This is a genomic window from Actinomadura sp. GC306 (genome assembly GCF_004348665.1).
Taxonomy (GTDB): Bacteria; Actinomycetota; Actinomycetes; order Streptosporangiales; family Streptosporangiaceae; genus Spirillospora.
Window position 1 is genome coordinate 1 of the sequence record NZ_SMKM01000225.1, and the last position, 11,186, is coordinate 11,186.

The following is an 11,186-nucleotide window of genomic DNA, read 5'->3' on the forward strand; positions in this document are numbered from 1 at the left end:
GGCGGCGGGATGGGCGGTCCGGCGGCGGACGGGACGGCCGGCAGGTCCAGCCGGGACAGCGCCTCCACCAGCTCGGCCGCGGCCGGCCGCGCGGCGGGATCGGGCGCGGCGGCGGCCGCCACCAGCGGCCGCAGGTCGGCGGGCAGGCCCGCAACGGATGGAGGTTCGGCGGTTCCGGTGGCGGCGAACGCCACGGCCGCTGCCCACGCCCTGACGTCCGCGGCGGTGTCGGCGCCGGTGTCGGCGCCGGCGGTGAGGCCGAAGTCGACGACGACGGGCGCGCCGTCCACCACCAGGATCGTCTCCGGCCCGAGCCGGCCGTGCGCGAGGCCGGCGGCGTGGATGGCGTCGAGCGCCTTGGCCAGCCCGAAGGCGAGGCGGCGCAGCTCGGCGCCCGAGACCGGTCCCTGCCCGGCGACGGTCTCCGCCAGCGGCCGCCCGGGGACGAACCGCGCCACGACGTAGGGCCGCGGCCCGGCGGGCTCGCCGTCCAGGACGTCCACCACGTAGGGGCTCAGGACCGCGCGCATCCGGGCGATGTCGGGCGCAGCGCCCGGCGGGAGCAGCCTGATCGCCACGTCCCGGCCGTCCGGCCCGGCGGCGCGGCGGACGGCACCGCCCCCGCCGCCCGGCGGGTCCAGCAGCCGGTAGGCACCGATGCGCTCCATCACAGGCCCGGGATGCCGGAGAAGAGGTCGCGGACGTCGGCGCGCAGGCTCTCCAAGTCTTGGCTCATGCCGTCCAGCGGGGTCGTGTCGGGCGGCTTCTCCTGGGACAGCACCACCAGGACGCCCGCGAAGACGCCGAGGATCAAGGCCGCGACCAGGGCCGCCTCGGCGCGCGGCAGGAGCGCGCCCCAGATCCGGGCCAGCTGCCGCCGGGGCGGGCCGCTGCCCGGTGCGAGGCAGAGCAGCAGGATCACCGCCATGGCCGAGTAGGCGATGGCGGTGGAGGCGGTCATGCCGGAGCTGGCGAAGACGAGGATGCCGAGCAGGATCAGCCCGGCGATGAGGCTGAGCGACGTCCACAGGACGCTGGACATCAGCGCGCCCGGCAGGTGCAGCGGCGTCCGGAACACCGCCGCGACCGCGTCGCCGGACCGCGGGCCCCGCCGCGTCTGGCGCCCCTCCATGCCCTGCGCGGCCTTGTCGCCCATCCGCAGGACGAGCACGCCGCCCGCGGTGACCAGGACCGCGACCAGCGGCACGATGTTGGCGAAGCCGAGCAGCGCCACCAGGACGATGAAGCTGAGCAGCCGGTACCACCCGTAGGGCTTGCGGCGCTCGCGGTCGGCGCGACGGCCGGGATCGCGGTGGAGCCCGGCGTGGTGGGGCGCGGCGCGTCGTGCGGCGGCGGCCCGGGGGCCGGCATGGAGAAGGACCGGGAGTGGTCGGGCGCGGGCTCGGCCGGGGACGCGGACGGCGGCCGGTAGTGCTGATCGATCCGCGTCTGGTCGGTGATCGTGGCCTCGATGTGGATCCGCCGCGTGAGCTGCACGAGCGCGACCCCGGTGGGGCGCTCGGCGGGGTTGCGCGCCATCGCCGAGCGCAGCACGGGCAGCAGCGCGTCGGGCACGCCGTCGAGGTCCGGGGTGCCCTGCATGATCTTGTAGAAGATCGACTCGAACGTCCCGGAGCCGAACGGCGGGCGGCCCGTCGCGGCGTAGGCGACCGTGCCCGCCCAGGCGTGCACGTCCGACGGCGGGCCGGCGTCCTCGCCCTCGATGATCTCGGGGGCCAGGTAGCCGGGGGTGCCGATCACCATGCCGGTCGCGGTGAGCCGGGTCGCGTCGGCGGCCTGCGCGATGCCGAAGTCGATCACGACGGGCTCGCCGTCGACGAGCATCACGTTGCCGGGCTTCAGGTCGCGGTGCACGATCCCCGCGCCGTGGATCGCCGACAGCGCGGAGGCCAGCCCCACGGCGAGCCGCTGGAGCGCCTGCCCGTACACGGGCCCGGACTCCTCGACGACCTCCTCAAGCGTGTTGCCGGGGACGTACTGGGTCACGATGTAGGGTCGCTCGGCCGTCACGTCGGCGTCGAGGATCTCGGCGACGTGCGGGCTGTGCACCCGGCGCATCGAGTCGACCTCGCGGGCCAGCCTGCGGCGCGCCGTGGCGTCCCCCGCGACGGCGGGGCGCAGCACCTTGATGGCCACGTTGCGGCCTTCGGAGTCGGCGCCGAGGTAGACGACGCCCATGCCCCCTTCGCCGAGGGTGTCCAGCACGCGGTAGTGGCCGATTCGCTCCCCGGACGTGACGGCTCCCTTCATCGTTTCCGAAACCCTACTCTCGCCGATCCGGCCGAGAAGATCTAATCGTCATCACGCGGCGGCCGTCCCCTCGCCGTTCGATCGGCCGGGGGTTCCGCCGTCCGCGAGCGCGCCGGCGAGCCGGCGGGCGGTCGGCCGGCGGGCGGGGTCGCGCGCGAGGGCGGCCCGCAGCGGCGCGGCCAGCCGGCCGGGGACCCCGGCGAGGTCGGCCTGGCCGCGCAGGATGCGGAAGCACACCCCGTGCAGCGAGCCGCGCCCGAACGGCGGCCGGCCCGTCGCGGCGCAGGCGACCGTCGCCGCCCACGAGAACACGTCCGACGCGGTGGTGGCGCGCTCCCCCTCGATCAGCTCGGGGGCCAGGAAGGCGGGCGTCCCGACGACCATCCCGCGCCGGGTGATCTGCTCGGCGCCGGCCTCGTGCGCGATGCCGAAGTCGATCAGCGTGGGGCGGTCGCCCAGCACGATCACGTTGCCGGGCGACACGTCGCGGTGCAGCACGCCCGCGTCGTGGACGTCGGCCAGCGCGAGCGCCAGCCGCCGCGCGAACCGGACGGCGCGGTCGGGCCGCAGCGGGCCGTACGCCGCGATCAGGTCGTTCAGCGGGCAGCCCGGCACGTACTGCATCGCCACGTGCGGGCGCGCGGCGGCGGCATCCCCGGCCAGCAGCCGGGCGACGTACTCGCTGCGGACCCTGGCCTGCGCCGACGCCTCCCGGGCCAGCCGGAGGATCGCCTCCGGTTCCCCCGCGAGCTCCGGGAGCAGTTCCTTCACCGCGACCTCGCGGCCGCGGGGGTCCATGGCGAGGTGCACCACCGCGGTGCTCCCCCGGCCGATCTCGGCCAGCAACCGATACTCCCCCAGCCGCCGCTGCGTCCCCATATCCGGTTGGACGCCGGAACGTCCGCTCGCGTTCCGGACAAAACGGACTGAACGGCGTTCGGGCCGGCCGGCGGGCCGGGCTCGGAGGGAGGGACTAGCCCTGCCGCTTGGCCGCCTGGCGGGCGCGGCGCTCCTCGCGGCGGGTCTCGAACTTGGTGGCGGACGCGTCGAGCTGCTCCAGGAACTCCCCGAGCTCCTCGCGGGCCTTCTCGCCGTCGCCGGACAGGTCGGTGCGGTCGAAGACGTTCCACTTCCGCAGGACCGGGACTAGGACGTCGTCGTGGTGCAGCCGCAGGTCGTAGATGCCGGCGTTGGCGATGATGACGGACTTGCGCATGAAGCCGTCGATGCTGTGGCCGGGCATGTGGAACGTGGTGACGACGTCGGTGATCGCCCGCATGGTCTCGTTCGGGGCGGCCTCCAGCGCGGCGGCCATCAGGTTCCGGTAGAAGATCATGTGGAGGTTCTCGTCGGCGGCGATGCGGGCCATCATCTGCTCGCAGACGGGATCGCCCGACGCCTTGCCGGTGTTGCGGTGCGAGACGCGGGTGGCGAGCTCCTGGAAGGACACGTACGCCGTCCCGTGCAGGAACGAGTCGCCGTGGTCGGCCTCGTAGCCGGCCTCCATGTGGTGCATACGGGCGCGCTCCAGCGCGACCGGGTCGACGGCGCGGGTGACGGTGAGGTAGTCGCGCAGGGCGATGCCGTGGCGGTTCTCCTCGGCCGTCCACCGGTTGACCCAGGTTCCCCAGGCGCCCTCGCGGCCGTAGACGCTCGCGATCGCGCGGTGGTAGCCGGGGAGGTTGTCCTCGGTGAGCAGGTTGACGATGAGCGACTCGCGCGCCTCGACGCTCAGCTTCGACTGCTCGATCGACCACGGCTCGCCGTCGAGCGGGCCGTCGAAGTCGCGGCCCTCGCTCCAGGGGACGTACTGGTGCGGGAACCATTCCTTCGCCATCGACAGGTGCCTGTCGAGCTCCGTCTCGACCACCGGTTCGAGGTCGTGGAGGAGGCCGGTCTGGAACTTGTCTTCGGGGGTCACGGACATGCGGTTCCTTCGCTGGACGATGTGTACTGCCGGACGGTGGCCGCCGCACCCGCGGCACGAGGGGGCGGGCCCGCGGGCCGTACCTAACCTACGTAAGCGTAGGTTTCGATGGTCGCCACTGAGCGTGACCCGCGTCAAGTAAGCCCCGTGACAAGCCGCCCGCGGCGAGTTTTGTAGGTCCGAGCAAAAGCGGCGTGACCCGCGTCACCGCAGGTCCTCGCCGCCGTTCGTCCCCGCCGTTCGTCCCCGCCGGGTCACCTTGTGTCGGCGGCCTGCTGCCACATGCGGTTCACGGCGGCCCTGAGCAGCGGCCGCGGCACAAGCTTGAGGGCGGGGAACGCCGCCTTGTACTGCATGCCGGGGACGCACAGCGCGCGTCCGGCCGAGACGGCGTCCAGGCCGGCGCGGGCCACGTCGTCCCGGCGCAGCCAGAGCAGGTTCGCCGGGACGTCGTCCTCCGTGCGGGTGAAACCCGGGCACAGCGCAGTGACGTGGACGCCCTTGGCGGCGACCTCGGCGTGCAGGCTCTCGGAGAAGGCCGCCACGTACGCCTTGGACGCGCCGTACGTCGCGCTGCCGGGCGAGGGGGCGAACCCCGCCATCGACGCGACGTTCAGCACCCCGCCCCGGCCGCGCTCGACCATCCCCGGCAGGACGGCGTGGGTGAGCCGCACGAGCGCGTTCACGTTCAGCTCGACCTGGGCGAGGTGGTCGTCCAGCGGCAGTTCGGCGAACGGCCCGAAGGCGCCGTAGCCCGCGTTGTTGACCAGCAGCTCGACCGGGTCGGCCCGCAGCCGCTCCTCGACCTCGCCGCGCTGCGCGGGGTCGGTGAGGTCGGCCGCGACCACCTCCACGGCGACCCGGTACCGCTCGACGAGCTCGCGGGCCAGCCCGTCCAGCAGGTCGGCGCGGCGGGCGACGATCACCAGGTCGGTGCCGCGGCCGGCCAGGAGGCGGGCGAAGCTCTCGCCGATGCCGCTGGACGCGCCGGTCACGAGCGCGGTTCGGTACGCGTGTCGCATGGCGGCAGATGCTATCGGCCGATCTCCACCACCTCGGGCGGCACGCCCAGAAACACACGTAACGTTTCATACCGTCACCGGCCCGCGAGCGGCGGGCAGGCGGCCGGCGGGCGGTCAGCGGCCGGTGAACCGGGCCTTCCCCGGGCCCTCCTCCATGAAGCTCCGCATGCCGTTCGCCTGGTCCTCGGTGGCGAACAGGGCGGCGAACTGGGTGCGCTCGATCTCCAGCCCGGTGTCGAGGTCGACCTCGAAGCCCGCGTCGATGGCCTGCTTGGCGGCGCGCAGCGCGATCGCGGGGCCGCCGACGAAGGTCGCCGCCCACTCCTTGGCGGCGGTGTAGACGTCGGCGTCCGGGACGACCCGGTCCACCAGGCCGATCGCGAGGGCCTCGTCCGCCTTGACGTGCCGCCCGGAGAAGATGAGGTCCTTGGCCTTGGACGGGCCGATCAGCCGGGACAGCCGCTGCGTGCCGCCCGCGCCGGGGATGATGCCGAGCTGGATCTCCGGCTGCCCCACCTTGGCGCCCTCGCCGGCCACGCGGAAGTCGGCGGTCAGGGCCAGTTCCAGGCCGCCGCCGAGCGCGTACCCGGTGATCGCGGCGATGACCGGCTTCGGGATCCCGGCGAGCGCCTTGGCGAAGTCCTGCAGGAGCCGCGAGTGGCCCGCCGACATCTGCGCGTACGACATCGGCGCCATCTCCTTGATGTCGGCGCCGGCCGCGAACACCTTCTCCCCGCCGTACAGGACGACCGCGCCGACCGTCTCGTCCTGGGTGACCTCCCGGGCCGCGTCGATCAGCTCCCGCTGCATCTGGGCGTTCAGGGCGTTCATCTTCGGCCGGTCCAGCCTGATCGTCGCGATCCCGTCCGCGGCCTCGACCCTTACGAACTCGCCCACGGCTACCCCTCCTGCTGCGTTTCGGCGGTGAACGTTTCGAGCCTAACCAGCGGGTGCACGGGAGTGGCGGGCGGCACCGGAGTCGCGGCCGGGGTGCGCCGGGACGTCCGAGGCCCCTGGTAGCTTCGGTGACCATGCTCGTCGCCCACGCCACCTGGCAGGGCGGTGCGCTGTGCCTGTGGGCCGAGCGCACCGGCCCCTACGAGCCCGGGCGCGGCGCGCACCCGTTCGCCACCTGCGACTTCACCGGCACCTCGTACGAGCCGCTGGTGCGGGGCGCGTTCCGTGTCGAGCTGTCCCTGACCCTGCCGACCGTGTCCGCGCCGGACGGGGGCGGACACCCGCTGCCCTCGGCGGAGCTGCGGCCGGAGCCGGTGCCGGACGAGCCCGAGCTGCGCCCGTGGGCGGTCCCGGCGCTCGTCCTGGAGCCGTTCGCCGCGATGGCGCTGCTCCAGGCCGCCGAGCACGCCGCCGACGTCGTGCCGGGCAGCGACCTGCGGTTCCTGTGCCTGCTCGCGGACGAGGCCGTCCATCTCGCGGAGCGCGGCCACGTGCTGCCCGCGCTGCTGCGCGAGGACGGCGACCTCGTCGCCCGCTGGCGCCCGGTGGCCGACGACCCGGTGCGGCTGCGGGCGCTGGCCCGCGCGATGCCGGCCGCGTGCCGCGCCGCCGACGGCGGCCGGCCCGCCGGCGAGGTGCTGCGCGAGGCCCTGGCTGGGCTGGTCGATACCGCCGTCCGCGGCGTGGTCCCGCATCCGCTGCTGGTGTCCCGGCGCAAGGCCCCGGACCGGCTGCCGCTCGCCGAGCGCTGGGTCGCGGCGCTGACCGGCCCGTCGCCGCTGGTCGCCCGCGAGCCGCGCGACGACCCCGGTGACCTGATCGCCGAGCTGGACGCGTGGGCCGCCGCGGCGCGCCGCCCGTCCGGCCCGCTGCGGGTGTGTTTCCGGCTGGCCGAGCCGGGCGCGGAGGAGTTCGCCGGCCCCGAGTTCGGCCAGGTGGAGCCGCGCGACGACGACTCCTGGCGGGTCGAGTTCGCCCTCCAGGGCACCGACGACCCCAGCCTGTACGTGCCGGCCGCGCTGGTGTGGGCGGGCGACGCGACCTCGATCCCGGACGCCGAGGAGACGCTCCTCACCGGCCTCGGCCGCGCGCTGCGCCTGTTCCCCGACATCGCGCCCGCCCTGGACGGCCCGTCCCCCGCCGAACTGTCCCTCGACACCGCCGGCGCGTTCCGCTTCCTCCGCCAGGCCGCGCCGATGCTCGCCGCCGCGGGGTTCGGCGTCCTGCTCCCCCAGTGGGCGGGCAAGGCGAAGCTCGGCATGAAGCTCACCACCGGCCAGGAGGACCCGGAGGCGTCCTCCGGCGCGGCGGCCCCCTCGGGTTTCGATCTCAAGGCGATGGTCGACTTCCGCTGGGATCTCGCCATCGGCGACGAAAGCGTCGACGAGGCCGAGCTGGAGGAGCTGGCCCGCCTGAAGACCCCGCTCGTCCGGCTGCGCGGCCGGTGGGTGGAGCTGGACGAGCGGCAGCTGGCGGCGGCCCTCGACTTCCTGCGCCGCCCCCGCCGCGGCCGGATGACCGCCGCCGAGGCGATCCGCGCGATCGTCCACGCGGGCGACGACGCCCTCCCCCTCACCGGGGTCGACGCCGCCGGCCCCCTCGGCGACCTCCTCTCCGGCGAGGCCGACCGCCGCCTCACCCCGATGCGCACGCCCGAGGAGCTGGACGCCGAACTGCGCCCCTACCAGCAGCGCGGCCTCTCCTGGCTGACCTTCATGAACGATCTGGGGCTGGGTGCCCTACTTGCGGACGATATGGGGTTGGGGAAAACGATCTCCATCCTGTCGCTGCTCGTCCACGAGCGGGAGGACGGCGCCCGCCCCGATCCGACGCTGGCGGTCCTGCCGATGTCGCTGGTGGGGAACTGGGAGCGGGAGGCGGCGCGGTTCGCGCCGAAGCTGCGGGTGTACGTCCACCACGGGACGGGGCGGCACCGTGGCGAGGAGCTCGCCGAAGCCGTCGCCGGGGCCGATCTCGTGCTGACGACCTACGGGACGGCGGCGCGGGACGCCGAGACGCTCGCGCGGATCGAGTGGGAGCGGGTCGTCTGCGACGAGGCGCAGGCGCTCAAGAACAGCGGGACGCGGCAGGCCAGGGCGGTGCGGAGCATCCCGGCGCGCACCCGCATCGCACTCACCGGTACCCCGGTCGAGAACCACCTGACCGAGCTGTGGTCGATCATGGAGTTCGCCAATCCGGGGCTGCTCGGGCCGCGCGCCGAGTTCCGGCGGCGGTTCGCGATCCCGATCGAGCGGGAGGGCGACGAGCAGGCCGCGCTGGCACTGAAGCGGGCGACGCAGCCGTTCGTCCTGCGCCGCCTGAAGACCGATAAATCGATCATCTCTGATCTGCCGGAGAAGCAGGAGATCAAGGTCTACTGCAACCTGACCACCGAGCAGGCGTCGCTCTACCGGGCGACCGTGGACGACATGCTCCAGCGGATCGCCGAGGCCGACGAGACGCAGCGGCGCGGGCTCGTCCTGGCGACGATGGCGAAGCTCAAGCAGGTCTGCAACCACCCGGCGCAGCTGCTCAAGGACGGCTCGCGCCTGCCCGGCCGCTCCGGCAAGCTCGAACGGCTGGAGGAGATCTGCGCCGAGGTCGTGGGGCAGGGCGAGAAGGCGCTCGTCTTCACCCAGTACGCCGAGTTCGGCTCGATGCTCCAGCCCTACCTGGCGGCCCGCCTCGAACGGCCGGTGCTGTGGCTGCACGGCGGGACGTCCAAGCAGGCGCGCGACGACCTCGTCCAGCGCTTCCAGGAGGACGACGAGCCCGCGGTCTTCCTGCTCTCCCTCAAGGCCGCCGGGACGGGCCTGACACTGACCGCCGCCAACCACGTCGTGCACGTCGACCGCTGGTGGAACCCCGCCGTCGAGGACCAGGCCACCGACCGCGCGTTCCGCATCGGGCAGACCCGCAACGTCCAGGTCCGCAAGTTCATCTGCGTCGGGACGATGGAGGAGCGCGTCGACGAGATGATCGAGCGCAAGAAGGCCCTCGCCGAGTCGATCGTCGGCACCGGCGAGGACTGGCTCACCGAGCTGTCGGTCGCCGAACTGCGCGACGTCCTGCGCCTGTCGCCCGAGGCGGTGAGCGACTAGTGGCCGAGGGCATCAAGGCCCGCAACAGGCGCGGCTCCATCGGCACGCAGTGGTGGTCGCGCCGCTTCATCGACCTGCTCGAATCGTTCGCCGACACGGGACGGCTGTCCCGCGGCCGGACCTACGCCCGCAAGGGCCACGTGTTCGACCTGCGGGTGGCGCCGCACGAGGTGACGGCGAAGGTGCGGGGCTCGGCTCCGGAGCCGTACGAGGTGGCCCTCGGCATCGATGCGATCGGCGAGGCGGACTGGCGGGCCGTGGAGAAGGAGCTGGCGTCCCGCGCGGTGTTCCGCGCCCGCCTGCTGGCCGGCGAGATGCCGCCGGAGATCGAATGGGTCTTCGCCGAACTGGGCCTCGCCCTCTTCCCGGGGGCGGCGTCCGACCTGCACCTCATGTGCGACTGCCCCGACTGGGGCGACCCGTGCAAGCACGCGGCGGCTGTCCTGTACCTGCTGGCCGAGGCGTTCGACGACAACCCGTTCCTCATCCTGCAGTGGAACGGCCGGAGCAGGGACGAGCTCCTCGCGGCGCTGCGGCGCGGCGCGGAGGCCGAGCCCGATCCCCTCGACCTGGCGGACGAGCCCCTCACGGCCACCGGGTTCTGGGCGCCGCCGTCCGGCCTGGCCCATCTGCGCGAGCGTCCGCCGGCGCCTCCCGTCCCGCCCGGTTTCGTCCTTCAGGTGGCAGCTCCCCCACCGGTCAGGATCCGCCGCCGCCCGCTGGCCGACGTCCTCGCCCCGGTCTACGAGGCCCTGGCGGAGAGCGGCCGCGACCCGGAGTGACGCGGCACCACATGCGGTAGGCGATAGGCCCCTGTTCACCCGATCCGCACTTGCGCGGAGCCTGCGCGAAGCCGCACGGAGCCTGCACGGAGCCTGCGCGGAGTTTGCATGTCTGCGATCGAATGTAGTACATCTACTATAAGACGTTGTAGAGATCCTGCAGCCAGATCGACGTTCGCCTACGACCAGAGGTGCCCATGGACGAGATCCCGAGGCGGCCGCGGAGGCGGTCCCGGTGAAGGCGGGAGGCAGGGCCGGCGGGGGCAGGGCCGGCGAGAAGACCAGTGGCGACAAGACCGGCGGTGACAAGACCGGCGGCGACAAGACCGACAAAGAGAACGTCCACAACCGGATCGCGGTGCTCAGGGCCGAGCGGGGGGTCTCGCGCCGCGAGCTGGCCGCGGCACTGGGGGTCCACTACCAGACGATCGGCTACCTGGAACGCGGCGAGTACAGCCCGAGCCTGCATCTCGCGCTGCGCATCGCCGGCTTCTTCGAGGTGCCGGTCGAGGTGGTGTTCTCGCTGACGCCGTTTCCGAGACTGGGGAGCACATCATGAGAGCCGGACAGGAGCTGACGAGGATGGGAACGCGCCGGGGGCGGGTGCGCAAGGACGCCATGGAGAAGGAAGTGCTGCCCTCGTGGCACGCGACGCGGCGCCGCCGGCGCGTGCTCGCGGGGACGGGCGGAGCCGCCGTCGCGATGGTCTGGGCCGGGACGGTCATCTCGTGGAACCTCGCCCCGAGCGACACCGCGATGTACTGGACCATCGGCCTGCTCATGGCGGCGGTGGTGATCGTGATCCCGGTGCTCACGGTGCTGAACGCCGCGACCCGGGGGACGGCGTCGCTGCCGGAGGCACAGCTCGACGAGCGCCAGGTGACCGAGCGGCTCCGCGCCCACGCGGTCGCGCACCAGGTGATGCTCGTGCTGCTGGTCGTGGTCGCCGTGGCGGTGTTCAGCGTCCCGGGAGACCGCGGCACCTACGTCCCGATCGCTGCCGTCGTCACCGGGGTCGCGGCGCTGTTCCTCACGCACCTGGTGATGCCGGTCCTCGTCGCCGGATGGCGGCAGGCCGATCCGCCACCCGACGACGAGGACCGGCATCACCAGGTGCGTGAGGAAC

The 11,186-nt window shown here is 73.7% G+C and carries 10 protein-coding genes and 1 pseudogene; 4 read left to right on the forward strand and 7 right to left on the reverse strand.

Translation table 11 applies throughout. From position 1 onward, the window contains the following. The 7 genes and pseudogenes from E1200_RS25235 to E1200_RS25260 form a co-directional block, all read right to left on the reverse strand. Nucleotides 1-668: pseudogene (locus E1200_RS25235) on the reverse strand (serine/threonine protein kinase); the annotation flags it as partial. Continuing rightward, the gene (locus tag E1200_RS33935; RefSeq protein WP_165950454.1) at nt 668-1,078 is read right to left on the reverse strand and encodes a hypothetical protein; all 411 of its coding nucleotides are present in this window, start codon (nt 1,076-1,078) and stop codon (nt 668-670) included. The gene E1200_RS33935 and the pseudogene E1200_RS25235, both read right to left, overlap by 1 nt. After that, entirely contained in the window at nt 1,042-2,271 is a 1,230-nt protein-coding gene (locus tag E1200_RS25240) for a serine/threonine-protein kinase (RefSeq protein ID WP_131954566.1), read from the reverse strand. Before E1200_RS25240 ends, E1200_RS33935 begins: the two co-directional genes overlap by 37 nt. Before the next feature lie 51 nt (nt 2,272-2,322). Then, nucleotides 2,323-3,117 carry a serine/threonine-protein kinase gene (locus tag E1200_RS25245; RefSeq protein ID WP_165950455.1) on the reverse strand — a complete coding sequence of 265 codons (795 nt, stop codon included), beginning with the start codon at nt 3,115-3,117 and terminating at the stop codon, nt 2,323-2,325. 127 nt (nt 3,118-3,244) lie between these two features. Further along, entirely contained in the window at nt 3,245-4,198 is a 954-nt protein-coding gene (locus tag E1200_RS25250) for an acyl-ACP desaturase (RefSeq protein WP_131954568.1), read from the reverse strand. A gap of 254 nt (nt 4,199-4,452) precedes the next feature. Next, nucleotides 4,453-5,220, reverse strand: coding sequence for an SDR family oxidoreductase (locus tag E1200_RS25255; protein ID WP_131954569.1), 768 nt, complete (start codon nt 5,218-5,220; stop codon nt 4,453-4,455). 114 nt (nt 5,221-5,334) lie between these two features. After that, nucleotides 5,335-6,117: an enoyl-CoA hydratase-related protein gene (locus E1200_RS25260; protein ID WP_131954570.1), complete on the reverse strand. Its 783-nt coding sequence runs from the start codon at nt 6,115-6,117 to the stop codon at nt 5,335-5,337. A gap of 134 nt (nt 6,118-6,251) precedes the next feature. Here E1200_RS25260 and E1200_RS25265 point away from each other — a divergent pair, with 134 nt between their 5' ends. From E1200_RS25265 to E1200_RS25280, 4 genes are all read left to right on the forward strand, one after another. After that, nucleotides 6,252-9,278: a DEAD/DEAH box helicase gene (locus E1200_RS25265; RefSeq protein WP_131954571.1), complete on the forward strand. Its 3,027-nt coding sequence runs from the start codon at nt 6,252-6,254 to the stop codon at nt 9,276-9,278. Then, nucleotides 9,278-10,060, forward strand: a complete 783-nt coding sequence (locus tag E1200_RS25270; RefSeq protein WP_131954572.1) for an SWIM zinc finger family protein — start codon at nt 9,278-9,280, stop codon at nt 10,058-10,060. The genes E1200_RS25265 and E1200_RS25270 overlap by 1 nt, the downstream gene beginning before the upstream one ends. A gap of 352 nt (nt 10,061-10,412) precedes the next feature. Beyond that, complete coding sequence (locus E1200_RS34970; protein WP_243708824.1) at nt 10,413-10,619, forward strand: helix-turn-helix transcriptional regulator; 207 nt, start codon at nt 10,413-10,415, stop codon at nt 10,617-10,619. Further along, the coding region (locus E1200_RS25280; protein WP_131954574.1) for a hypothetical protein at nt 10,616-11,186 on the forward strand (571 nt) is incomplete at its 3' end. The genes E1200_RS34970 and E1200_RS25280, both read left to right, overlap by 4 nt.